Genomic DNA, 26003 nt, shown 5'->3' with positions numbered 1-26003 from the left:
ATTTGCCTGGCGGCTTTAGCGCGGTGGTCCCACCTGACCCCATGCCGAACTCAGAAGTGAAACGCCGTAGCGCCGATGGTAGTGTGGGGTCTCCCCATGTGAGAGTAGGGAACTGCCAGGCATCAAACAAGTGAAGAGGCCATCCGCAAGGATGGCCTTTTTGCGTTTCTGCACCTGCTTCCTTTCCATAAACAAATCACCTATCCCCCCATATATACGGTAAACTATCCCGGTTTTTGCATCAGGATAGCGTCTATGAATCACTCCCTTAAGCCCTGGAATACCTTTGGTATTCAACGGAATGCTAATCAAATTGTACGTGCCGACAGTGCTCAGCAGTTGCTGAATGCATGGCAAAACGCAACAGAAAACGGTGAACCCGTACTTATTCTGGGCGAAGGAAGTAATGTCCTGTTTCTCGATGATTTTGCGGGGACGGTAATCGTCAATCGCATCATGGGGATTGAGTGTAAAGAGAGCGCTGACAGCTGGCATTTACACGTGGGTGCTGGCGAGAACTGGCACCATCTGGTGCAATATACCCTTGAAAAAGGGATGCCCGGACTGGAAAACCTGGCCCTGATCCCGGGCTGTGCAGGATCATCTCCTATTCAAAACATCGGTGCCTACGGCATCGAACTGAAACACGTCTGCGAATATGTCGATTGCATCGAACTCGCGACCGGAACGGCGAAGCGCCTGACCGCAGAGCAGTGCCGCTTTGGTTATCGCGACAGCATTTTCAAGCACGATTATCAGGATCGTTTCGTCATTGTGGCCGTTGGTCTGCGCCTGGCGAAAGCCTGGAAACCCGTTCTGACTTACGGCGATCTGACCCGTCTTGACCCGGCTACCGTCACACCGCGTGAGGTATTTGATTCCATATGCCACATGCGCATGACCAAGCTCCCGGACCCGAAAGTCAACGGAAATGCGGGCAGTTTCTTCAAAAACCCGGTGATCAGCAGCGAAAATGCAAAAGCATTTCTCGCTGGCTGGCCAACGGCCCCGCATTATCCTCAGGCGGATGGCAGCGTGAAGCTGGCCGCAGGCTGGCTTATCGATCAGTGTGAATTAAAAGGTACTACTCTTGGTGGCGCTGCTGTTCATCGTCAGCAGGCGCTGGTACTGATCAACCAGTCCAACGCGACAAGTGAGGATGTCGTCAACCTGGCGCACCATGTTCGTCAGCGCGTGGGCGAAAAATTCAACGTCTGGCTGGAGCCTGAAGTTCGCTTTATTGGCCGAACGGGCGAAGTGAATGCCGTGGAGACCATTGCGTGAAGGACAATACTATTCCGTTAACTCTCATCGGTATCCTTGCTGATGGCGAGTTTCATTCTGGCGAGCAGCTGGGCGAACAGCTGGGCATGAGCCGCGCTGCCATCAATAAACATATTCAAACGCTCCGCGACTGGGGCGTGGATGTGTTTACGGTGCCGGGAAAAGGCTACAGCCTGCCGGAACCGATCCAGTTACTGAATGAAGAGATCATCCGCAGCCAGATTGGGCACGGTAACGTCGCGGTATTGCCGGTCATTGATTCGACGAACCAGTATCTGCTGGATCGCCTGAGCGAGCTGAAATCCGGTGATGCCTGCGTTGCCGAGTACCAACAGGCAGGACGTGGCCGCCGGGGGCGTAAGTGGTTCTCACCATTTGGCGCCAACCTCTACCTTTCCGTGTACTGGAGGCTTGAACAGGGGCCAGCTGCGGCCATCGGGCTGAGCCTGGTCATCGGCATTGTGATGGCAGAGGTGCTGCACGATCTGGGTGCCGATCAGGTGCGGGTAAAATGGCCCAACGATCTGTATCTCAACGATCGGAAGCTGGCGGGGATCCTGGTCGAACTGACGGGAAAAACAGGCGATGCCGCACAGATCGTTATTGGAGCGGGGCTGAACATGGTGATGCGAAACGTGCAGAACGATGTCGTGAACCAGGCCTGGACCAACCTACAGGAAGCGGGGATCACCATCGATCGCAATACGCTTGCCGTCCGCATGATCAATGAGTTGCGTAGTTCGCTGACGCTCTTTGAACAGGAGGGGTTAGCGCCATTCCTGTCCCGCTGGGAAAAGCTGGATAACTTTATTAACCGACCGGTGAAGCTGCTGATTGGGGATAAAGAGATTTACGGCACATCACGCGGCATTGACGCGCAGGGTGCGTTGCTTCTTGAACAGGATGGTGTGATTAAGCCCTGGGTGGGCGGTGAAATTTCGTTACGAAGTGCAGAGTAACCCTCTCCCCACAGGGGAGAGGGTGTAGCAGCTCATCACTGCGGATACGGCACCCAATCCCCGGCATTCAGTCGGACATAAGGCTTATTCTGATACTGGATCACCACCGCATTGGCGTTTTCCGATACCTCCGCCGTCTGCGGCAGCCCGCTGGTGAGCTGATCCCAGTTCACGCTATCTTCCACAAACAGCTTACCGTCTACTGCGCGAGCGACCAGTTCCGAGATAGCCAGATAGCTGCTTGGCTGGGTGATCTCAACTGGCGCTCCCTGATGCGGCGCCTTCATGCCAAAGAACTTAATCCCGGCCGGAACGTTAGTGATGGACGGGCTTGGGATATCGCGCAGACCAGACACCTGCATCCTGTCGCCTTTCAACGCTCCCCCATGTTCCGGTACTACCACCACCATCACTTTGCGGCCTGATTTTTCCAGCTCGTTGAAGAACGCGTTCAGCTCGTCAAAGAACTTCTGCGCACGGGCCTTATAATCGGCCGTTTTACTCACGCCGGGATAATGGTTCCCGTCGTGCAGCGGCAGCGTGTTATAGAACGTCGCACTACGTGTCCCTTCCTCTTTGCCGACGGTATCTAACCAGCGCTGAAGCACGGCGGTATCGTCATACACCGGCGAGCCATCAAAGCCCAGCAACGTAACCGGCAGCCCTTTCTGGTCCATCAGCGGGGCCTGCATGCCACCCTGTTCACGTACTTCTTTCAGGAAGTTACCGAACTGACCGTTATGACCCATCATCAGGTGCTGGGTAAAGCCCAGTTTTGCCAGGTTATCAAACAGATAACACTGGTTAGCTGCCGGCTGGTAGAGGTTCTTATGCGAAGGCTGTCCGCAGCTGGCGCGCAGCAGGCGGATAGCCGCCGGGCCGCTGTACGACGTGGCCGAGTTGAAGTCCTTGAACTGAATATCGAAATGCGACCACAGCGGGTGCGACATCAAACCAGCCGCGTCAACGTCAGCCCAGGACAGAGAACAGATGTTAATGACCAGCAGCTCAAACGGCTGAGCATCGGCAGGCAGCGCGTCCGGGAATTTCGTCTGACGCTTATCTTCCGCAGCGTAAAAACTGGAGAGCCACGCGTTCAGGTTCGTGGATGTCGGCGGTGCAGTCTGCGCTGGAATATCCCCAACCACAGGCGTATCCCCTGCTGTCGCGACGGTCGCGGCGGCGGAACCGCCCGTGGTGGTCACGGTTGTCGTCGGCTGACCGGCTGGCCACAGCGAGAAGCTCGGGCCCGTCAGCGTCAGGACGTTAAGCCAGATCATAATCGCGACGACAAACACCGTCACCCGGATCCACTGAGACAGGAACAGCCAGGCGACCAGCAGGACAAATACCGCGCCAATCATCTGCCAGTTAATAAAGCGCTCAACCAGATCGAGCATATAGTCCGCACTGAAACCTGCGACCTGGGAGCCCTGGCTCATGATGCTTTCAGGGCCGGGCAGCCAGGTATCATGCCAGAACAGGGCGAAACCGATGGGGATAGCGACCCAGTGACGTATACGGTGCAGCCTGAGGTTCGGGATTGGCATCAGCAGGAATGCCATAAACACCAGGTTAAGCAGAGGGTGGAAATTAAGATAGCCTGCCCACAGCAGACCAAACTTCACCAGAAAGTAGAAATTCCAGCCGGACAGGCCGCGCCAGTATTGCCAGAGTGGCGATGGCGCCGAAGAGGTATAGGTAGAATTAGTCATGTTTTCGGTTTGCCTTGACGTTCGGAGCGCGACTCAGTGTTCCGGCGGGTTTAATATAGCGAGGTTTGACGAACAGTAATCTGACCGTATCGCGAATACGGCGCAGGGAATGGCGTGCATAGTAGCCAAGCGGCAAAAAAATCAGCGCGCACAGAACAACCAGTTGGATGATATCGCTGATATTCATAATGGCGCGCTCTCCTTGTTCTCATCCAGTAAGCGTAGCGGCTCAGGTACCCGACGCCAGACATGCCCGTCATGTTTCGCGTTCAGAACCGGTTTGGCACCGCTTGTCACAGGCAACGGTTTCGCCCACTTTTCAGGAGCCAGGGCACGCATCTGGACAAGCTCAGCGCTGATCAAATTATCTTCAAACCAGACCATGCGGTTCGAGAAGATATCCCCGGTAGGAAGCGGGAAGATATGGTTAAGCGCCGTATCCAGATCGTTCACCCGGCAGAAGGAGAGGAACAGCACCAGGCGGTTATCGCCAATGGTCATGATATCCCCGATACGGTTAGGGCGGCACAGAGTAAGCGCCTGCTCAACGCGAATACCCGGCACGGGGCGCAGGGCAACCATCACCCCTTTTCCGTCTGCCGGTAACAGCGTATTGCTCATCATGTTGCCCACCGCATCGCAGAAGGTGTCCCATTTCTGGTAGCCGCGCAGTTTCATCGGCTGCGTCATTGAAAGCAGGGTGCTGATATCTTCCGGAACATGTCGATTAAACTGCTGGCCCTGGATGCTTTCGATCAGCGTCAGACAGCGCGACAGGGGAGCATTCCACGGGATGACCATGTTCGCGCCGCAGCCCAGTAATAAGCGCTCATCGGTGGCGCGCAGGCTGGTATTATTTTCACGCACCACAATTTTTAACGCGCTGCCGCGCTGGCGACGTAATGTGTGAATGTGCCTTGCCAGCGTTTCTATTTGGTTATTCTGGATCAACGAGAAAATAATGGTCGCCGCCTGCGTGGTGCGCGCCTCATCAAATAAGGCTTCATTGGTATCGAACAGTGACCAGTGCTCAGACAGTGCAGGCGCACCTTCCAGTACCGCAATATGGCTCAGAACGCGTTTTTCATCACTGCGTGGCTGAACTACCGTCTCTTCCTGTTGAGCAAGATGCCACTCATGCCCGATATGTTTGAGGGTAAGTTGTTGTCGGGAGCTTACCCCTTTTTCATTGCACCAGAAAGCCACGTCGTAAAGATGGCTGTCGGTCTGGACACGAATACTGGCCAGGCCATAGAGAGAACGGTATTCACTCATTAAAAGTGAAAAAAGCTTGTCATTATTACTGCCTGGGTTAACAACCAATAAGGTGCAATTTTGATTTTTTGCCCATCTGTTGATTCTTTCCAGCCATTTCAGCAGTTTTTCAGAGGGGATATTTTGCAGGCCGTTATTAGAGCATTTTAGAATCAGTAAATAGTGTTCAGGAACAATAGAACACTGAATATCGCGGGGTAAAAAGTATAGACTGTCAGCCTCCGCAGGCATGGAAAATAATCGTACTGTCTGGGGTCCACGGTCACTGTCGAGCCTGATGATTGACTTTGGCTCATCGCCCATCGTAATTATGGCTACGCGGGAATCCTTCCCCTGCGCCGCTATCGTCTGGTTTACCAGACTGATGGCATCTTCATTACGATCCGTATTAACCCACCAGACTCCTCCGACTGGCATGTGGCGCAATTCGTCCCATAATGACTGGATGCCAATAGAAAATATGGAGTCCACGGTGTCCCTCTTTTCGTCGAATTTCTATGTCTCTCAGTTTACTAGCGAAAGCGTAGAAATAAACCTAACATTGAAATTAAAGAACATCAGATTTAGCATGTAAATGAAATTTAGTGGGCAGGACGCCTCGCTGCATCTGAATCTTATGATTTTACTCAAAGGGATGAAAAAAGAATGCAAAATAACGAACCCGCAACCCCAGTCGACTCAAGTCTGGGTTACACATTCCAGAACGATTTTTTGGCACTCACGCAGGCTTTTTCTTTGCCTGAAATAGATTACACCGATATTTCCCAGCGGGAACAGTTGGCGGCGGCTATTAAACGTTGGCCGTTATTAGCTGAGTTTGCCCAACAACGATAAGGAAGCCATTGATGGCTGTACTAGGATTACAGGGCGTCCGTGGTGGGGTGGGTACAACTTCCGTTACCGCGGCGCTGGCGTGGTCATTGCAGGTATTAGGTGAATCGGTACTGGTCATTGATGCCTGTTCCGATAATTTGCTGCGCATGTCATTCAATGTCGACTTTACGCATGCAAACGGCTGGGGACGTGCGCTTCTGGACGATAAAGACTGGCGGGATGCGGGTTTGCGTTATACCTCCCAGCTCGATTTGCTTCCCTTTGGTCAATTGACCGAAACCGAGCGCGGGAATGAAGCCGCGTACCAGCGCCTGTTCTCTCGCTTCATCACCGCATTGCAGAGCCTGAAAGAGAGCGGGCACTACCAGTGGATCCTGCTGGACCTGCCGCACGGTGCCGCGTCGTTGACCCGCCAGCTGCTGGCGCAGTGCGACCATGTGCTCTCCATCGCGAACGTAGATGCGAATTGTCATATCCGTCTGCATCAGCAGCCGATGCCTGCCAATGCCCATATTCTGATCAACGATCTGCGCATTGGCAGCCAGATCCAGGACGATCTCTACCAGGTCTGGCTCCAGAGTCAGCGCCGCCTGTTGCCGATGGTGATCCATCGTGACGAAGCGATGGCGGAGTGCCTCGCGTCCAAACAACCCCTCGGGGAGTACCGTAGCGATTCACTGGCGGCGGAAGAGATCCTGACGCTGGCCAACTGGTGTCTGCTGCACTTTGCTAAACGGCCGGAGCCTGCCGGGAGTTCAGTATGAGCCGCCTGACTAACTGGCTGCTCATTCCGCCGGTCAGTTCGCGCTTAAGTGAACGCTACCGCCATTACCGTCATCACGGCGCCTCGTCGCTGAGCGCAGCGCTGGGCTGTTTGTGGATGATTCTGGCGTGGATGTTCATCCCCCTCGAGCATCCCCGCTGGCAACGCATTCGCGCGCGCCACGGTGAACTCTATCCGCATATCAACCCTGACAAGCCGCGTCCGCTGGATCCCGCGCGCTACGCTATTCAGTCCATCTGGCTACTGACGACCTCAACGGGCGCGGAGAAAAAAACGTCCCGCTGGCGCAGCTTCGATCGTGTGCAGAACCTGCGTGAACACTACCACCAGTGGCTTGACCGGCTACCCGACCGGGTGGGCGACAAAACGGGTCATTTAGATAACCAAAAAGAGCTCGGGCACCTACACCCGGGCTTGCGGCGTTTTATTCTCGGCGTGGTTGTGGTGTTCTCGCTGATTCTTGCGCTGGTCTGTATTACCCAGCCCTTCAACCCGCTGGCGCAGTTCACCTTCCTGATCCTGCTGTGGGGCGTGGCGCTGCTGGTGCGGCGCATACCAGGGCGTTTTTCTGCCCTGATGCTGATTGTGCTATCGCTGACCGTTTCCTGCCGCTACATCTGGTGGCGATATACCTCAACGCTGAACTGGGACGATCCGGTCAGCCTGGTGTGCGGCTTAGTCCTGCTGTTTGCTGAGACTTACGCCTGGATCGTGCTGGTGCTGGGTTACTTCCAGGTTATCTGGCCGCTGAATCGACAGCCGGTGCCGCTGCCAAAAGACACGACCCAGTGGCCTACGGTGGACCTCTTCGTGCCGACCTACAACGAAGACCTGTCGGTGGTAAAAAACACCATTTACGCCGCGCTGGGTATCGACTGGCCGAAGGATAAAATCAAAATCTGGATCCTCGATGACGGTGGCCGCGCCGAGTTCCGCCAGTTCGCGGACGAAGTGGGGGTAGAGTACATCGCCCGTACCACGCATGAACACGCGAAAGCCGGTAACATCAACAATGCGCTGAAATATGCCAAAGGGGAGTTCGTCTCTATTTTCGACTGCGACCACGTGCCAACGCGCTCGTTCCTGCAAATGACCATGGGCTGGTTCCTGAAGGAGAAAGAGCTTGCGATGATGCAGACGCCGCACCACTTCTTCTCACCGGACCCGTTTGAACGTAACCTCGGTCGTTTTCGTAAAACCCCGAACGAGGGCACGCTGTTCTATGGCCTGGTGCAGGACGGGAACGACATGTGGGACGCCACGTTCTTCTGCGGCTCCTGTGCGGTGATCCGCCGGAAACCGCTGGATGAAATTGGCGGGATCGCCGTCGAGACGGTCACGGAAGATGCGCACACCTCGCTGCGTCTGCACCGTCTTGGCTATACCTCGGCCTACATGCGTATTCCTCAGGCGGCGGGGTTGGCCACGGAATCCCTGTCGGCGCACATCGGCCAGCGTATTCGCTGGGCCCGCGGCATGGTGCAAATTTTCAGGCTCGATAACCCGCTGATGGGTAAAGGGCTGAAGCTGGCGCAACGGCTGTGCTACGTCAACGCCATGTTCCACTTCCTGTCGGGTATTCCACGGCTTATCTTTCTCACAGCGCCGCTGGCGTTCCTGCTCCTTCACGCTTACATCATCTATGCGCCTGCGCTGATGATTGCCCTGTTCGTTCTGCCGCACATGATCCACGCCAGCCTGACGAACTCGAAGATTCAGGGGAAATATCGGCACTCCTTCTGGAGTGAAATTTACGAAACGGTGCTGGCCTGGTACATCGCGCCGCCAACCATGGTGGCGCTGATTAACCCGCATAAAGGGAAATTCAACGTCACCGCGAAGGGCGGGCTGGTGGAAGAGGAGTATGTCGACTGGGTGATCTCCCGGCCCTATATCTTCCTGGTGCTGCTGAATATTGTGGGCGTGATTGTTGGGATCTGGCGCTACTTCTACGGCCCGGAAAACGAAATTCTGACGGTCTTCGTGAGTATGGCGTGGGTGTTTTATAACCTGATTATCCTCGGTGGCGCGGTGGCGGTATCGGTGGAGAGCAAGCAGGTTCGCCGCGCGCATCGCGTCGAAATCAGCATGCCAGCGGCCATTGCCCGCGACGATGGACATCTCTTCTCCTGTACCGTACATGACTTTTCGGATGGCGGTCTGGGTATCAAGATCAACGGTCAGGCGAAGGTGCTGGAGGGGCAGAAGGTCAACCTACTGCTTAAGCGCGGCCAGCAGGAGTATGTCTTCCCGACGCAGGTGGTGCGTGTGAAAGGAAATGAAGTGGGTCTGCAACTGATGCCGCTGACCAAAAAACAACACATTGATTTTGTGCAGTGTACGTTTGCCCGCGCGGATACGTGGGCTCTCTGGCAGGACAGCTTCCCTGAGGATAAGCCTCTGGAAAGCCTGCTGGATATTCTTAAGCTGGGGTTCCGTGGCTATCGTCACCTTGCAGAATTTGCCCCGTCGTCGGTGAAATTAATTTTCCGGTCACTTACTTCACTGGTTTCCTGGGTCGTGTCGTTCATTCCGCGTCGACCTGAGCGAGATGAAGCGAAGCAGGCGGACCCGGTTATGGCTCAACAATGATGATAACGCGATGAAAACAAAACTTTCCTGGTTATGTGCAGTGGCAATGGGGATGAGTGCGCTCCCTGCAACAGTGGCTAACGCGGCGCCTGATAACGCAGCGACCACGCCCGCGCCAACGGTGCCTGTCGTCGCGCAAGCGACCGATCCGGTTGTGACGGCCGCGCCGGGGCAGACGGAGAACGTTGTCCCGAATCAGCCGACGACGGGGAATACGCTGCCCGGCGACAACCCGGTGGTTGGGCAGGTCATGCCTGGCGTGCCGGGAGCCAGTGCGCCGGTGGTTGCCGAAAATACGCCGTCGCGTGACGTTAAGCTGACGTTTGCCCAGATCGCGCCTCCTCCGGGCAGTATGGTTCTGCGCGGCATCAACCCAAATGGCGGTATCGAATTCGGTATGCGCAGTGATGAAGTCGTGTCGAAAGCGGTGCTCAACCTGGAATACACCCCATCGCCGTCGCTGCTGCCGGTGCAGTCCCAGCTTAAGGTCTATCTGAATGACGAGCTAATGGACGTCCTGCCCGTCACCAAAGAGCAACTGGGTAAGAAAACCCTGGCTCAGGTGCCGATTAACCCGCTGTTTATCACCGACTTTAACCGCGTGCGTCTGGAGTTTGTCGGCCACTACCGCGATGTCTGTGAAAACCCGGCCAGCAGCACCCTGTGGCTGGATGTCGGGCGTAACTCTTCGCTTCAGATGACCTATCAGCCGCTGGCGTTGAAAAACGATCTCTCCGCCTTCCCGGTGCCGTTCTTCGACCCGCGTGATAACCGTCCGCTGAATCTGCCGATGGTCTTTGCCGGCTCGCCGGATGTGACCGAACAGCTGGCGGCCTCTATCGTGGCATCCTGGTTTGGTTCCCGCTCCGGCTGGCGTGGTCAAAGTTTCCCGGTCATGTACGACAAAATGCCAGACAAAAACGCGATTGTGTTTGCCACCAACGCCAAACGCCCGGCATTCCTGCGTGACCATCCGGAGGTGAAAGCACCCACCATCGAGATGATCAGCCATCCGGACAATCCGTACGTGAAGCTGCTGGTGATCTTCGGCCGTGATGACAAAGATCTGGTGCAGGCGGCGAAGGGCATTGCGCAGGGAAATATCCTGTTCCGCGGTAACAGCGTTGTGGTGGATGAGGTGAAACCGCTGCTGGCGCGTAAGCCTTATGATGCGCCGAACTGGGTACGTACCGACCGGGCAATCACCTTTGGCGAGCTGAAAACCTATGAAGAGCAATTGCAGTCAACCGGGCTTGAACCTTCTCCTGTCAGCCTGTCGCTGAACCTGCCGCCGGATCTCTATCTGCTGCGCACCAACGGCATTGATATCAACCTGAACTACCGTTACACCGCGCCGGCAACCAAAGACAGCTCGCGCATGGATATCAGCCTCAACAACCAGTTCCTGCAATCGTTCAGCCTGACCAGCAGCCAGGAGACAAACCGGTTGATGCTTCGTCTGCCTGTATTGCAGGGGCTGCTGGATGGCAAAACCGATGTGTCGATCCCGGCGCTGAAGCTCGGTGCGGTGAACCAGCTGCGGTTTAACTTCCAGTATATGAACCCCATGCCGGGTGGATCGGTGGAAAACTGTATTACCTTCCAGCCGGTGCAAAACCACGTGGTGATTGGCGATGATTCCACGATCGACTTCTCGAAGTATTACCACTTTATCGCGATGCCGGATCTGCGTGCCTTTGCTAACGCCAGCTTCCCGTTCAGCCGCATGGCTGATCTCTCTGAATCGATTGTCGTGATGCCAAAAGCGGCCAACGAAGGTCAGGTTGCCACGCTGCTGGACACCATGGGCACCGTTGGGGCGCAAACCGGCTTGCCGGCTATCAACGTGACGGTGACGGATGACGGTAGTCAGATCCAGAACAAAGATGCCGATATCATGGTCATCGGCAACATTCCGGACAAGCTGAAAGACGAGAAGCGCGTCGATCTGCTGGTGCAGGCGGCTCAGTCATGGGTCAACACGCCGCTGCGTCAGACCGAGTTCCCGAGCATCATGCCGGACAGCGGCGATCGTCAGGCCAATATCAGGACAACCGTAAGTTCAACGGGTCCGATGGCCGCGATTGTCGGCTTCCAGTCGCCGTATAACGACCAGCGCAGCGTTATCGCCCTGCTGGCGGACAGCCCACGCGGCTATGAGCTGCTCAACACGGCCATGAACGACAGCGGTAAACGGGCAGCAATGTTTGGTTCCGTCTCGGTGATCCGTGAGTCGGGGGTAAACAGCCTGCGCGTGGGGGATGTCTACTACGTCGGTCATCTGCCGTGGTTCGAACGCCTGTGGTACGCCCTGTCTAACCACCCGGTGCTGCTGGCCGTGCTGGCTGCGCTCAGCGTCGTATTGCTGGCGTGGGTACTGTGGCGTCTGCTGCGAATCATCAGCCGTCGTCGTCTTAACCCGGACCATGAGTAAGCGGTGATGAAAATCTTTCGCGGGTGTGTAGTCGCAGCGTTGATGCTGGCGGCGGCGAATCTTCACGCTGCCTGTCGCTGGCCTGCCTGGGAGACGTTCAAGCAGGATTATATGAGCGAAAGTGGGCGGGTCATTGATCCCAGTGACGCGCGCAAAATCACCACCTCCGAAGGGCAAAGCTACGGGCTGTTCTTTGCCCTCGCGGCAAACGATCGCAAGGCGTTCGATCTGCTGCTGGCATGGACGCGCGATAACCTTGCCGAGGGAGATTTAGCCCAACATCTCCCGGCCTGGCTGTGGGGAAAAAAGGACGACGAAACCTGGGCGGTTATCGACCCTAACTCCGCGTCTGATGCCGATATCTGGATTGCCTGGTCGCTGCTGGAAGCCGGGCGGCTGTGGAAAAATCCCGATTACACGCGCACGGGTAAGGCGCTGTTGACGCGCATTGCCAGTGAGGAAGTGGTGAAGGTGCCGGGGCTGGGTTCTATGCTGCTGCCGGGTAAAGTCGGTTTTGCCGAAGAGAATGTCTGGCGCTTTAACCCCAGCTACCTGCCGCCGCAGCTTGCGAGCTATTTCACCCGTTTTGGCGCGCCGTGGACGACGCTCCGTGAAACTAACCTGCGTCTGCTGCTGGAGACCGCGCCTAAAGGATTTTCCCCGAACTGGGTGAAATACCAGAAAAAGGGCGGCTGGCAGCTGTCGCAGGATGCATCCCTGATCGGCAGCTACGATGCGATTCGCGTCTATCTGTGGGTAGGGATGATGAACGATAACGATCCGCAGAAAGCCCGGCTACTGGCGCGTTTCAAGCCCATGGCGACCACCACGATCAAACAAGGCTTGCCGCCGGAGAAAGTGGATGTAGCAACCGGGAAACGCACCGGAGATGGGCCGGTAGGGTTTTCTGCCTCTCTCCTTCCGTTTTTACAAAACCGGGACGCGCAGGCGGTGCAACGCCAGCACGTCGCCGATCGTTTTCCCGATAACAATGCTTATTACAGCTACGTTCTGACCCTCTTTGGACAAGGGTGGGATCAGCATCGTTTTCGTTTCACCGTGCAAGGTGAATTACTACCGGATTGGGGCCAGGAATGCGCACGTTCACACTGAATCTACTCACCTTATCGCTTGGCCTGGCGCTAATGCCCCTGGCCCAGGCCGCCAACTCCCCGCAGCAGAGACAGCTGCTGGAACAGGTCCGTCTGGGGGAATCCACCCAGCGTGAGGATTTAGTGCGCCAGTCGCTCTATCGCCTTGAGCTGATCGACCCCAACAACCCGGACGTGATTGCCGCGCGCTTCCGCTACCTGTTACGACAGGGCGATACGGCGGGCGCGCAAAAAGAGCTGGATCGCCTGAAAGGAATGGCACCCGATTCCAGTGCCTACCAGTCCTCCCGTACTACCATGCTGCTCTCCACGCCGGATGGTCGCCAGGCCCTCCAGCAGGCTCGCCTGCTTGCCACCACCGGGCACACGCAGGAAGCCATTGCTGCGTATGACAAACTGTTTGACGGTAAGCCGCCCAGCGGCGACATCGCGACGGAGTACTGGAACGTGGTGGCGAAAGAGCCAGCCCGCCGCAACCTGGCCATTAATCAGCTTAAGAAAATAAACGCCAGCAGTCCGGGCAACGTCCCGCTACAGTCCTCGCTGGCACAGCTTCTGTTCCAGAGCGGACGGCGTGATGAAGGGTTCGCGGTGTTGCAGGAGATGGCCAAATCGAATAATGGCCGCAGTCAGGCGTCGGACATGTGGTACCAGCAGATCAAAGATCAGCCGGTCAGCAGCGCCAGCGTCACCGCGCTGCAACAATACCTGAGCGTATTCAGCGATGGCGATAACGTGACGGCGGCGCGCACCCAGCTTGAAGCACAGCAAAAACAGCTCGCCGATCCGGCGTTCCGCGCCAAAGCCGAAGGGTTAGCCGCAGTGGATGCCGGGCAGGGCAGTAAAGCGGTAACGGAGTTGCAAAAAGCAGTCAGCGCCAACCACGCTGACAGTGAAGCTGTAGGCGCGCTGGGGCAGGCCTATTCTCAGAAAGGCGATCGCGCGCGTGCGGTTGCGCAGTTTGAAAAGGCGATCGCCCTCGATCCGCAGAGCGATAACCGGGGCAAATGGGACAGCCTGCTGAAGGTCAACCGATACTGGCTGCTGATCCAGCAGGGGGATAACGCCCTGAAAGCCAATAATACGACCCAGGCCGAACGCTATTACCAGCAGGCGCGCAATATCGACAATACTGACAGCTACGCGGTTCTGGGGCTCGGTGATGCGGCGGCGGCGCGCAAAGATAACGACGCGGCCGAGCGCTATTACCGCCAGGCGTTGCGGATGGACAGCGGCAACAGCAACGCGGTGCGTGGTCTCGCCAATATTTATCGCGCGCAGTCTCCGGAGAAGGCGACGCAGTTTATTCAGTCGCTCTCTGCCAGCCAGCGCCGCAGCATTGATGATATTGAACGTAGCCTGACGAACGAGCAGCTGTCAGCCCAGGCTGAACAGCTGGAAAGCGAGGGGAAATATGCGCAGGCCGCAGAAATTCAGCGCCGACGCCTTGCGCTTTCCCCGGGCGACGTGTGGATCACCTACCGACTGTCACGCGATCTGTATAGCGCGGGTCAGCGCAGCCAGGCGGATAACCTGATGCGTCAGCTGGCAAGTCAGAAACCGGGCGATCCGGATCAGGTTTACGCCAGCGGGCTGTACCTGTCCGGTAACGATCAGGACCGGGCGGCGCTGGCGCATCTGAACACGCTGCCGCGCGACAAGTGGAACGGCAACATTCAGGCGCTGGCGGACCGCCTGCAAAGTAACCAGGTGCTGGAAACCGCCAACCGCCTGCGCGACAGTGGAAAAGAGCAGGAGGCGGAAACGTTGCTTCGCCAGCAGCCTCCGTCCACCCGTATCGACCTGACGCTGGCGGACTGGGCTGAACAGCGGGGCGATCATGAGGCCGCGAAAACCGCCTACAACACTATTCTGCAACGCGAACCGCAGAACGAAGACGCGATCCTCGGCCTGACCGAGGTCTCTTTTGCCCAGGGCAACAAGGACGCGGCGCGCGCGGCGCTGGCGAAACTGCCCGCGGCACAGAACGGCGAACCGCTCTCCATCAATATGCAGCGCCGGCTTGCCATGGCGCAGGCCGGACTGGGTGATCCTGCCGCGGCAGAAAAGACCTTCAACGCCATTCTTCCGCAGGCCAAATCGCAGCCGCCTTCGATGGAAAGTGCGCTGGTGATGCGCGATGCCGCCCGTTTTCAGGCACAAAATGGTCAGCCTCAGCAGGCGCTGGACACCTGGAAAGATGCGATGGTCTCATCGGGCATCACAACGACCCGTCCGACCGATAACGACAGCTTTACGCGACTCACGCGTAACGATGAGAAAGATGACTGGCTGAAGCGCGGCGTGCGCAGTGATGCAGGCGATCTTTATCGTCAGCAGGATCTGAACGTCACGCTGCAACACGACTACTGGGGCTCCAGCGGCACGGGAGGCTATTCCGACCTGAAAGCGCACACCACCATGCTCCAGGTTGATGCGCCGCTGTCGGATGGACGTATGTTCTTCCGTAGCGATCTGGTCAATATGAACGCCGGTTCCTTTGACACCGATAACGGAACTTACGATCCGACATGGGGTACCTGTGCCGAAACGCCATGTCACGGCAGCACGAACCAGTCGGCCAACGGCGCCAGCGTGGCCGTCGGCTGGCAGAACAAAACCTGGGCGTGGGATATCGGTACAACGCCGATGGGCTTCGACGTGGTCGATGTGGTGGGCAGCCTGAGCTACAGCAACGATTTAGGGCCGATTGGCTACACCCTGAACGCCCATCGCCGTCCGATTTCCAGCTCGGTGCTGGCCTTCGCCGGGCAAAAAGATCCCAATACCGACACCACCTGGGGCGGCGTGCGTGCCACCGGTGGCGGCGTGAGCATGAGCTACGACAAAGGCGAAGCTAACGGTATCTGGTCAAGCCTGAGTGCCGACAGCCTCACCGGAAAGAATGTCGAAGATAACTGGCGCGTCCGCTGGATGACCGGCTATTACTACAAGCTCATCAATCAGAACAACGAACGCCTGACGGTGGGCGTGTCCAACATGCTCTGGCATTACGATAAGGATTTAAGTGGCTATTCGCTGGGCCAGGGCGGTTACTACAGTCCCCAGGAGTATGTGTCGTTCGCCTTACCGGTGAACTGGCGTAAACGCACAGAGAACTGGTCATGGGAGCTGGGCGGCTCCGTCTCCTGGTCTCATTCAAAAACAAAAGATGTGATGCGTTATCCGTTACAGGGGCTGATCCCGGACAATGAGCCAGGCCGTTATACCGATAAAGGTGTGATGGAAACCGGAAGTAGCTCGTCAGGCACGGGTTATACCGCAAGGGCGATTGTTGAACGCCGCGTGACGTCCAACTGGTTTGTCGGTCTGGGCGTCGATATTCAGGAAGCAAAAGACTATACCCCGAGCCATGCGCTGCTCTACGTTCGGTATTCTGCCGCGGGCTGGCAGGGTGATATGGACTTACCACCGGAACCGCTGGTGCCTTATGCAGACTGGTGATCGGATTTTTACTTAATCTAATTGTAAGTCTCTCTTAAAAGTGCAGCTATCGGGTATACTCGGACGCACCAGGTTTACACCCTGGTGCGCCCTGCGCTTCGAGTTTTGTGGAGAGTCATTTTGCGTGTCAGCCGTTCCTTAACGATCAAACAGATGGCGATGGTGTCTGCCGTCACAATGCTGTTTGTCTTCATCTTCTGCGTCATTTTGCTGTTTCACTCCGTACAGCAGAATCGCTACAACACGGCTTCGCAACTGGAAAGTATTGCCCGCTCGGTGCGGGAACCCCTGTCAGCCTCGATCCTGAAAGGGGATATCCCCGAGGCGGAATCCATCCTGAAGCGCATTCAGCCCGCCGGTATCGTGAGCCGCGCGGATGTTGTACTGCCGAACCAGTTCCAGGCGCTGCGGATGAGCTTTATCCCGGAGCGTTCCGTCCCGATGATGGTGATGCGCCTGTTTGAACTGCCGGTGCAAATTTCCCTGCCTCTCTACTCCCTGGAAAGACCGGCTAACCCGCAACCGCTGGCCTACCTGGTGCTACAGGCCGACTCGTACCGCATGTATAAATTCGTCATGAGTTGGGTTGCTACATTAGTGACCACTTACTTACTTTTGACATTAATGCTGAGCGTGGCGCTGACGTGGTGTATCAACCGGTTAATTGTGCATCCGTTGCGCCGCATAGCCCGGGAGCTGAACGACCTCTCTCCACAGGAGCACATGGGGCATCAGCTTCCGTTGCCGCGCCTGCATCACGATGATGAAATTGGCATGCTGGTCCGCAGTTACAATATCAACCAGCAGCGTGTCCTGCGTCAGCAGGAAGAGCTCAGTAGCAACGCCACCCGTTTTCCGGTATCTGATCTGCCAAACAAAGCGTTTTTAATGGCCTTGCTGGAGCAGACCGTCGCCCGCCAGCAGACCACCGCGCTGATGGTGATTGCCTGCGAAACCTTGCAGGACACGGCGGGCGTGCTGAAAGAGAGCCAGCGCGAAATGCTGTTACTGACGCTGGTGGAAAAGGTGAAATCCGTTCTGGCGCCGCGCATGGTGCTCACCCAGGTCAGCGGCTATGACCTGGTGGTGATCGCGAACGGTGTTAAAGAGCCGTGGCACGCCATTACGCTAGGTCAGCAAGTACTCACTGTCATTAATGAGCGGCTGCCCATTCAGGGTATCCAGCTTCGCCCGAGCGCCAGCATCGGTATTGCGATGTACTCCGGGGGGCTGACCGCCGAGCAGCTTTATCGTCGGGCTTTCTCGGCCGCGTTCACCGCGCGCCGGAAAGGGAAAAACCAGATCCAGTTCTTTGATCCGGAGCAGATGGAAAAAGCCCAGCAGCGCCTGACGGAAGAGAGCGACATTCTGACGGCGATGGACAATCGCCAGTTTGCGCTCTGGCTACAGCCGCAGGTCAATTTGCGCACGGGTGAAGTGACCAGCGCCGAAGCGTTGCTGCGTATGCAACAGCCGGACGGCACGTGGGAGCTGCCTGAAGGGATGATCGAACGTATCGAGTCCTGCGGCCTGATGGTCACCGTCGGCTACTGGGTGCTGGAAGAGTCTTGCCGCCAGCTTGCGGCCTGGCAACAACGGGGCATCACGCTGCCGCTGTCGGTGAATCTCTCTGCGCTACAGCTGATGCACCCGACCATGGTGCCGGAGATGCTTGAGTTGATCCATCGCTACCGCATCCAGCCCCACACGTTGATCCTGGAAGTCACCGAGAGCCGTTGTATCGATAATCCTGACGACGCTGTCGCCATCCTGAAACCGCTGCGTAATGCCGGGATCCGCATTGCGCTGGACGATTTCGGTATGGGGTATTCCGGCCTGCGTCAGCTCCAGCACATGAAAACGTTGCCGGTGGACGTCCTGAAAATCGACAAAACCTTTGTGGATGGGCTGCCTGAGGATTGCAGCCTGGTGCAGGCCATTATTCAGATGGCGCACAGCCTGAATCTGCACGTCATTGCCGAGGGTATTGAGACCGACGCCCAGCGTGAGTGGCTGGCTGCGGCGGGCGTAGAGAGCGGACAGGGCTTCCTGTTTGATCGCGCCGTACCGACGGATATCTTTGAGCAACGCTATCTCGCCGACGCTGGCAATAACGCAAAAGTGTAATTTTGTTGCTGGCTTGTGCGAGCCAGCTCAAAGTTCTTAACATTTGTGTTTCAAATTTGAACCCCGTTTATTTCTGTCCTGTTATGTGGGTGTTATTTTAAAGCCGCAGGTTAACCATAACCTTACAAAGCCTGTAGTTTTTCTTTCCAGGGACACCCTATGAAAACCTCACTCTTCAAAAGTCTTTACTTCCAGGTCCTGACAGCCATCGCCATCGGTATTCTGCTCGGTCACTACTACCCGGAGCTGGGCGCGCAGATGAAACCGCTTGGCGACGCGTTCGTTAAGCTCATCAAAATGATCATCGCGCCGGTCATTTTCTGTACCGTGGTGACCGGTATCGCTGGCATGGAAAGCATGAAGGCGGTCGGGCGTACGGGGGCGGTTGCCCTGCTGTACTTCGAGATTGTCAGTACCATCGCGCTGATTATCGGCCTGATTATTGTCAACGTGGTACAGCCTGGCGCGGGCATGAACGTTGACCCGGCCACGCTGGATGCGAAAGCGGTGGCGGTTTACGCTGAACAGGCGAAAGATCAGGGGATTGTTGCCTTCCTGCTGGACGTGATCCCGAGCAGCGTGATTGGCGCGTTCGCCAGCGGAAACATCCTCCAGGTACTGCTGTTTGCCGTGCTGTTTGGCTTTGCCCTGCACCGTCTTGGCAGCAAAGGCCAGCTGATTTTTAACGTCATTGAAAGCTTCTCGCAGGTTATCTTCGGCATCATCAACATGATTATGCGTCTGGCCCCGATTGGCGCCTTTGGCGCGATGGCCTTCACCATCGGGAAATACGGCGTCGGCACGCTGGTACAGCTGGGCCAGCTGATCGTCTGCTTCTACATCACCTGTATTCTGTTTGTGGTGGTGGTGCTCGGCTCCATCGCCCGTGCGACCGGCTTCAGCATCTTCAAATTTATCCGTTACATTCGTGAAGAGCTGCTGATTGTCCTCGGCACATCCTCTTCGGAGTCCGCGCTGCCGCGTATGCTCGATAAAATGGAAAAGCTGGGCTGCCGTAAGTCAGTGGTGGGGCTGGTTATTCCTACGGGCTACTCTTTTAACCTGGATGGCACCTCGATATACCTGACGATGGCGGCGGTCTTTATTGCCCAGGCCACTAACAGCCACATGGATATCTTCCATCAGATTACGCTGCTGGTGGTGCTTCTGCTCTCTTCAAAAGGGGCGGCGGGCGTAACGGGCAGCGGATTTATCGTGCTGGCGGCCACCATTTCGGCGGTGGGCCATCTGCCGGTGGCGGGCCTGGCCCTGATCCTCGGTATTGACCGCTTTATGTCTGAAGCCCGTGCGTTAACCAACCTGGTCGGCAATGGCGTGGCGACGATTGTGGTGGCGAAGTGGGTGAAAGAGCTGGATCACAAGAAGCTTAACGATACGCTGAATAACCGCACATCTGAGGACAAAACCCCCGGTTTATCCTCTTAATCCCTCATAAATGCCCGTATTCCCTTGTGGGGATGCGGGCACCTGCGCATAATAACCGTTCATACCTGTCATAATTCGACAAGATTTTTTTTGGGTATATTTCACTTCCGCCCGTGACGTTTAGCTGAACACGCTGTCTAATCGGAAGGTTTTCATCGTCATCTTTGAGTGCTCACGTCGCGAGACACTCTCTTTAACCAGGAATGTTGATCAGGGGTTCACATGCAGGGCACAAAAATTCGACTCTTAACCGGCGGTTTGCTGATGATGGCAGCAGCCAGTTATGTGCAGGCAGATGCGCTCCAGCCAGACCCGGCCTGGCAACAGGGAACACTGGCGAACGGTTTCCAGTGGCAGGTATTATCCACTCCGCAACGTCCGAGCGATCGCATTGAAATCCGTCTTTCTGTGAATACCGGCTCCCTCACTGAAAGCACCCAGCAGACCGGCTTAAGCCACTTTATTCCTCGACTGGCGCTCACCCAGAGCGGCAGTTTGCAGGCGGTTCAGGTGCGTTCTTTATGGCAACAGGCCATCGATCCGAAACGCCCGCTGCCCCCGGCTGTGGTCTCCTATGACTACACCATGTTTAACCTGAGCCTGCCCAACAACCGTAACGATCTGCTTAAAGAAGCGCTTACCTATCTATCCGATGCCACCGGCAAACTGGCGATTACGCCTGAGACCGTAAACTATGCGTTGAGCAACAGCGACATGGTGGCGACCTGGCCGACGGATACCAAAGAAGGCTGGTGGCGCTACCGCCTGAAAGGGTCCACTCTGCTTGGCCACGACCCGGCAGAACCGCTGAAACAGCCGGTGGATGCAGAGCAGGTGAAATCTTTCTACCAGCAGTGGTACACCCCGGATGCCATGACCCTCATTGTAGTGGGCAACGTGGACAGCCGTGCGGTGATAGAGCAGATCAACAAAGCCTTTGGCGATCTGAAAGGGAAGCGTGAAACGCCTGCCCCTGTTCCTACCTTGTCCCCGCTGCGTCCTGAGACGGTCAGCATCATGACGGATACCGTGCGTCAGGATCGTCTTTCAATGATGTGGGATACGGCCTGGCAGCCGATCCGCGAGTCTTCTGCGCTGCTGCGTTACTGGCGTGCGGATCTCGCGCGTGAAGCGCTGTTCTGGCACGTTCAGCAGACGCTCAGCAAAAACAACGTGAAAGATATTGGCCTGGGCTTTGACTGCCGTGTGCTGTTCCAGCGCGCCCAGTGCGCCATTAACGTGGAATCGCCGGGCGATAAGCTCAATGCCAATCTCGGCGTGGTGGCGAAAGAGCTGGCTAAAGTGCGTAAAGAGGGCCTGTCTGAAGAGGAGTTTAACGCGCTGGTGGCGCAGAAATCCCTTGAATTGCAGAAACTGTTCGCCACCTATGCCCGCGCCGATACCGATATCTTAATCAGCCAGCGCATTCGCTCCTTGCAGAATCAGGTGGTGGATATCGCGCCGGAGCAGTATCAGAAACTGCGTCAGGACTTCCTGAACGGTCTGACCGTGGAGATGCTGAATCAGGATCTGCGCCAGCAGTTGTCGCAGGATATGGCGTTGATTCTGTTACAGCCGAAAGGTGAGCCGGAATATGATATGAAAGAGTTGAAGGCCACCTGGAACGCCATCATGGCGACGGCGCCGCAGCCAGCGCAAACGGCAGCCGATGATTTACATCAGGATGCGAGCGATATTCCGCAGGGCCAGTAAGCCCTGCGTCCCCTCTCCCTGTGGGAGAGGGTTAGGGTGAGGGCATCAGCCCGCCCAGTCCTTAAGCAGGCATTGCCTCGCGCGGAATAATCGCTCCGCGATACTGAATCACCGTGCTGGCCGTTAAATGACCGCGCTGCGCCGCCGCTTCCGGCGTACCTCCCGTCAGACGTACCGCCAGATACCCCGCGCTGAAAGAATCTCCCGCCGCAGTGGTATCGATCACTTTCTCTTTCGCCAGCTTCACCGCCGGGACCTCTGTCACGGCTTCACCTGCAACCGCCACCAGGCAAGACTCCGCCCCGCGCTTGATCACCACTTCGCTGACCCCGGCAGCCTGCGTCCGGGCGATGACCTCATCAACCGGTTTTTCGCCCCACAGAGCATCTTCATCATCCAGCGTCAGGAAGGCGATATCGGTGCATTCGAGCATCTGCTGGTAGACCTGCTGCGTCTCTTCGCGGCTGGCCCACAAACGTGGACGGTAGTTGTTATCGAAAATCACCTTACCGCCATTGGCACGGCATTCGCGCAGCAGTGACAGCAGCTTTTCACGGCTCTCCTGGCTCAGGATCGCCAGGCTGATCCCGCTCAGGTAGAGATAATCGAAGGTCGCCAGTTCTTCGCAAATGGCAGCGGCGGCCTCGCTTTCCAGCCAGAATTTGGCGGCCGCTTCATTACGCCAGTAATAGAAGGTGCGCTCGCCGGTGCTGTCGGTTTCGATGTAGTACAAACCCGGCAGGCGGTTTTCCATTCGCTGGATCAGCGAGGTCCCAACGTTTTCACCCTGCCAGGCTTCCAGCATCTGCTGGCTGAAGCTGTCCGTTCCCAGCGCGGTAACGTAGCTCACGCTCAGCGCGTCGGGGGAGACCTGACGGGCAATGTAAACGGAGGTGTTCAATGTATCGCCACCAAAACCGCGGCTGACTTCCGCGCCTTTCTGGGACAGCTCAATCATGCATTCGCCAATCACGGCAATTTTTTTAGACATAGTCGTGGACCTGAACAAAGTAATTAAGGGTAGTGTGCGCTGTGTGTTTTTTATGGTCAACTATATTAAAACGACGTTCCATTATTTTTTTTGAGCCAGCGCGTATTCCGGCATATTTCTGTCATCTTAATTTCATTTTCCCGGTGAATTGAACATAAAGTTCTCACCTGGCGGGCCGATAACTCAGTGACGAGTCCAGAAAGGCTATCCCATACAACAGGACATCCGAAATGAAGTCAGAGCAGGTTATCCAGCGGCTGAGCACTACGCCTGAGGCAAGTATTGAGAACTTGCAGGAGCATCGCTACTGGCTGCAATGTGAGCGAGCGTACACTTATCAGCCCATCTACCGTACCGACGGTCGGTTAATGGCGATTGAGGTGTTAACGGTCGTCACTCATCCATCGAATCCTTCAAAGCGTATTGCACCGGACCGCTATTTTGCGGAGGTTGCCGTGCGTCAGCGTATCGACGTGCTGGAAGAGCAGCTGAGAATGCTGGCGACGAAGCAGGCGTTCTTCGAGCAGCACGGTATTCTGGCGTCGGTGAACGTGGATGGCCCCACCCTGATGGCGTTACGTCAGAATGCGACGTTGCAGGCGCTGATTGCTACCTTGCCGTGGATGCGCTTCGAGCTGGTGGAACATGTTCAGCTGCCGCAGGACTCCTCGTTTGCCTCGATGTGTGAGTTTGGCCCGCTGTGGCTGGATGATTTCGGTACCGGTATGGCCAATTTCTCCGCCCTGAGCGAAGTGCGTTATGACTACATCAAAGTGGCCCGCGATCTGTTTATCATGCTGCGCCAGACGCCGGAGGGACGGAACCTGTTTACGATGCTCCTGCAACTGATGAACCGCTATTGCCAGGGTGTCATTGTGGAAGGCGTAGAAACGCTGGAGGAGTGGCGCGACGTGCAAAATTCCCCGGCAGCGGCGGCACAGGGTTATTTCCTCTCTCGTCCTGTCCCCATGGATACCCTGGAAAAGGTGATAACCAGCCTCTGATCTGCCCGCTTCCCTTTGTCTGAACTATAGTTTTAGAGGCAAGTTCATCAGGAAAGGGGACAACAATGACAAAAACAACCAGGGTGATTTCCTGGACAGCAGGGATTTTCTTGTTGCTGATCGTGGTCTTAATCATCATTATCGCCACGTTTGACTGGAACCGCCTCAAACCGACCATCAACCAGAAAGTCTCAACCGAGCTGAACCGCCCCTTCGCAATACGTGGCGATTTGGGCGTCGTGTGGGAGCGCCAGAAAGAGGAAACTGGCTGGCGGAGCTGGGTGCCCTGGCCGCACGTTCATGCCGACGATATTATTCTCGGTAACCCGCCCGACATCCCCGAAGTAACCATGATCCACCTGCCGCGAGTGGAAGCCACGCTGGCGCCGTTAGCCCTGTTAACCAAAACGGTGTATCTGCCGTGGATCAAACTCCAGCAGCCCGACGCGCGGCTGATTCGCCTGTCAGAGAAAAACAACAACTGGACGTTCGATCTCGCCAGCAGCGGCGATAAAGATCAGAATGCGCAGCCCTCTTCGTGGTCTTTCCGCCTCGACAATATTCTGTTCGATCGGGGGCGGATCGCCATTGACGATAAAGTGAGTAAGGCTGACGTGGAGATCCTCGTCGATCCGCTGGGCAAGCCGCTGCCGTTTAGCGAAGTCACGGGCAGCAAAGCTAAAGGCGATGACAGCAAAGCGGGCGATTACGTCTTTGGCCTGACGGCGAAAGGGCGCTACAACGGCCAGCCGCTCACCGGTAAAGGCAAAATCGGCGGCATGCTGGCGCTCAGGAGCGAGGGCACGCCGTTCCCGGTGCAGGCGGATTTCCGCTCGGGCAATACCCGCGTGGCGTTCGTGGGCACGGTTAACGACCCGATGAACATGGGCGGCGTCGACCTCCAGCTTAAGTTTGCCGGTGATTCGCTGGGGGAACTGTACGATCTCACCGGCGTACTGCTGCCGGATACTCCGCCGTTTGAAACGGACGGGCACCTGGTTGCCAAAATCAACACCGAAAAATCGTCCGTCTTTGACTACCGTGGATTCAACGGCCGCATCGGCGACAGCGATATCCACGGCACGCTGACCTACACCACCGGTAAACCGCGCCCGAAACTGGAGGGGGACGTTGAATCCCGCCAGCTGCGTCTGGCCGATCTTGGTCCGCTGATTGGCGTAGATTCGGGCAAAGGCACGAAGTCTAAAGAGGTTAAAAAGGACGTTCAGCCTGCGGGTAAAGTGCTGCCCTATGACCGCTTCGAAACCGACAAATGGGACGTGATGGATGCGGATGTGCGCTTCAAAGGACGTAAAATCGAGCATGGCAGCACGCTGCCGCTGAGCAACCTCTCGACCCATATCATCCTGAAAAACGCCGACCTGCGCCTGCAACCGCTGAAGTTTGGCATGGCCGGGGGAACCATTTCATCGAATATCCACCTGGAGGGGGATAAAAAGCCGATGCAGGGAAGGGCGGAGATCCAGGCGCGTCGGCTGAAGCTGAAAGAGCTGATGCCGGACGTGGAGCTGATGCAGAAAACCCTCGGTGAGATGAACGGCGACGCGGATATTCGCGGCACGGGTAACTCCGTAGCGGCGCTGCTGGGCAGCGGAAACGGCAACCTGAAACTGCTGATGAACGACGGGCTGGTGAGCCGTAACCTGATGGAGATCCTGGGGCTGAACGTCGGGAACTTTATCATCGGGCAAATCTTCGGTGACGACGAAGTACGCGTTAACTGCGCGGCGGCAAATCTGGATCTGGTCAACGGCGTGGCGCGTCCGCAGATCTTCGCCTTCGACACGGAAAACGCGGTTATCAACGTCACCGGTACCGCCAGCATGGCGTCCGAGCAGCTCGATTTAACCATCGATCCGGAAAGCAAAGGCATTCGTATCATCACCCTGCGCTCGCCGCTGTACGTTCGCGGAACCTTCAAAGATCCGCAGGCGGGCGTGAAGGCTGGGCCGTTGATTGCGCGTGGTGCGGTCGCCGCCGCGCTCGCTACGCTGGTGACCCCTGCGGCGGCGCTGTTGGCGTTGATTTCGCCGTCAGAAGGCGAAGCGAATCAGTGTCGGACGATTTTGTCGCAGATGAAGAAGTAGTCCCGTTTCTCCCTCTCCCTGTGGGCTGAGGGATCCCCACAAAATAATGCCTGCACAGACGGCCCCCTCTCCCTTGAGGGAGAGGGCTGGGGTGAGGGGGAACATACGGCTCTGGTGGTCATTCCGTTCACTTTATGTTCCTTGCTACTCTGTCACGACA

16 protein-coding genes, 1 rRNA gene and 1 pseudogene are annotated in these 26003 nt (G+C 56.6%); 14 read left to right on the top strand and 4 right to left on the bottom strand.

Features of this window, described 5'->3' with window-relative positions:
- Positions 1 to 5: 5 nt before the first annotated feature.
- The 3 genes from rrf to birA all read left to right on the top strand — a co-directional run bounded on the left by rrf (position 6) and on the right by birA (position 2243).
- A 5S ribosomal RNA gene (rrf, locus tag DD606_RS18645) occupies positions 6 to 121 on the top strand.
- Positions 122 to 255: 134 nt separating this feature from the next.
- On the top strand, positions 256 to 1284 hold the full coding sequence (gene murB / locus DD606_RS18640) for a UDP-N-acetylmuramate dehydrogenase (protein WP_129258968.1): 1029 nt from the start codon (positions 256 to 258) through the stop codon (positions 1282 to 1284).
- Entirely contained in the window at positions 1281 to 2243 is a 963-nt protein-coding gene (gene birA, locus DD606_RS18635; protein WP_063855679.1) for a bifunctional biotin--[acetyl-CoA-carboxylase] ligase/biotin operon repressor BirA, read from the top strand. The genes murB and birA overlap by 4 nt, the downstream gene beginning before the upstream one ends.
- 35 nt (positions 2244 to 2278) lie before the next feature.
- Here the strand turns inward: birA and bcsG are convergent, their stop codons facing one another.
- Genes bcsG through bcsE form a run of 3 tightly spaced genes read right to left on the bottom strand, consistent with a single transcriptional unit; the run spans position 2279 to position 5704 of the window.
- On the bottom strand, positions 2279 to 3958 hold the full coding sequence (gene bcsG / locus DD606_RS18630; protein ID WP_023315007.1) for a cellulose biosynthesis protein BcsG: 1680 nt from the start codon (positions 3956 to 3958) through the stop codon (positions 2279 to 2281).
- Positions 3951 to 4145 carry a cellulose biosynthesis protein BcsF gene (bcsF, locus tag DD606_RS18625; protein WP_003861172.1) on the bottom strand — a complete coding sequence of 65 codons (195 nt, stop codon included), beginning with the start codon at positions 4143 to 4145 and terminating at the stop codon, positions 3951 to 3953. Before bcsF ends, bcsG begins: the two co-directional genes overlap by 8 nt.
- Positions 4142 to 5704 (bottom strand): cellulose biosynthesis c-di-GMP-binding protein BcsE, encoded by a 1563-nt coding sequence (bcsE, locus tag DD606_RS18620; RefSeq protein WP_063855678.1) that lies wholly within the window; start codon positions 5702 to 5704, stop codon positions 4142 to 4144. Before bcsE ends, bcsF begins: the two co-directional genes overlap by 4 nt.
- Before the next feature lie 174 nt (positions 5705 to 5878).
- Between bcsE and bcsR the strand changes: the two are divergent.
- From bcsR to DD606_RS18575, 9 genes and pseudogenes are all read left to right on the top strand, one after another.
- Positions 5879 to 6075, top strand: a pseudogene (gene bcsR / locus DD606_RS18615) (cellulose biosynthesis protein BcsR); the annotation flags it as partial.
- A gap of 3 nt (positions 6076 to 6078) precedes the next feature.
- Positions 6079 to 6831, top strand: coding sequence for a cellulose biosynthesis protein BcsQ (bcsQ, locus tag DD606_RS18610; RefSeq protein ID WP_003861177.1), 753 nt, complete (start codon positions 6079 to 6081; stop codon positions 6829 to 6831).
- Positions 6828 to 9443: a UDP-forming cellulose synthase catalytic subunit gene (gene bcsA / locus DD606_RS18605; RefSeq protein WP_063855676.1), complete on the top strand. Its 2616-nt coding sequence runs from the start codon at positions 6828 to 6830 to the stop codon at positions 9441 to 9443. The genes bcsQ and bcsA overlap by 4 nt, the downstream gene beginning before the upstream one ends.
- Positions 9444 to 9453: 10 nt before the next feature.
- A complete protein-coding gene (gene bcsB, locus DD606_RS18600) occupies positions 9454 to 11877 on the top strand; it encodes a cellulose biosynthesis cyclic di-GMP-binding regulatory protein BcsB (RefSeq protein WP_071787994.1) in 2424 nt (807 codons plus the stop codon).
- Positions 11878 to 11883: 6 nt separating this feature from the next.
- The gene (gene bcsZ, locus DD606_RS18595; protein ID WP_045337722.1) at positions 11884 to 12990 is read left to right on the top strand and encodes a cellulose synthase complex periplasmic endoglucanase BcsZ; all 1107 of its coding nucleotides are present in this window, start codon (positions 11884 to 11886) and stop codon (positions 12988 to 12990) included.
- A complete protein-coding gene (bcsC, locus tag DD606_RS18590; protein WP_045895823.1) occupies positions 12972 to 16454 on the top strand; it encodes a cellulose synthase complex outer membrane protein BcsC in 3483 nt (1160 codons plus the stop codon). Before bcsZ ends, bcsC begins: the two co-directional genes overlap by 19 nt.
- A 120-nt stretch (positions 16455 to 16574) precedes the next feature.
- Entirely contained in the window at positions 16575 to 18581 is a 2007-nt protein-coding gene (hmsP, locus tag DD606_RS18585) for a biofilm formation regulator HmsP (RefSeq protein ID WP_050871425.1), read from the top strand.
- A 159-nt stretch (positions 18582 to 18740) separates the two neighbouring features.
- Positions 18741 to 20027 (top strand): C4-dicarboxylate transporter DctC, encoded by a 1287-nt coding sequence (gene dctA, locus DD606_RS18580; RefSeq protein ID WP_015571524.1) that lies wholly within the window; start codon positions 18741 to 18743, stop codon positions 20025 to 20027.
- Between the two features lie 222 nt (positions 20028 to 20249).
- Positions 20250 to 21740 (top strand): pitrilysin family protein, encoded by a 1491-nt coding sequence (locus DD606_RS18575; RefSeq protein ID WP_003861190.1) that lies wholly within the window; start codon positions 20250 to 20252, stop codon positions 21738 to 21740.
- A gap of 61 nt (positions 21741 to 21801) precedes the next feature.
- Here the strand turns inward: DD606_RS18575 and DD606_RS18570 are convergent, their stop codons facing one another.
- A complete protein-coding gene (locus tag DD606_RS18570) occupies positions 21802 to 22731 on the bottom strand; it encodes a sugar kinase (RefSeq protein WP_003861191.1) in 930 nt (309 codons plus the stop codon).
- A gap of 230 nt (positions 22732 to 22961) precedes the next feature.
- Here DD606_RS18570 and pdeH point away from each other — a divergent pair, with 230 nt between their 5' ends.
- Together pdeH and DD606_RS18560 are read left to right on the top strand one after the other, a co-directional pair.
- On the top strand, positions 22962 to 23735 hold the full coding sequence (gene pdeH, locus DD606_RS18565) for a cyclic-guanylate-specific phosphodiesterase (protein ID WP_023314999.1): 774 nt from the start codon (positions 22962 to 22964) through the stop codon (positions 23733 to 23735).
- Positions 23736 to 23800: 65 nt separating this feature from the next.
- Positions 23801 to 25843, top strand: coding sequence for an AsmA family protein (locus DD606_RS18560; protein ID WP_017693812.1), 2043 nt, complete (start codon positions 23801 to 23803; stop codon positions 25841 to 25843).
- The last annotated feature ends 160 nt before the right edge of the window (positions 25844 to 26003 follow it).

The sequence above is a fragment of the Enterobacter cloacae complex sp. GF14B genome (genome assembly GCF_004136805.1).
Lineage (GTDB): Bacteria > Pseudomonadota > Gammaproteobacteria > Enterobacterales > Enterobacteriaceae > Enterobacter > Enterobacter hormaechei_C.
This window is presented reverse-complemented; position numbering and strand designations above follow the sequence as displayed.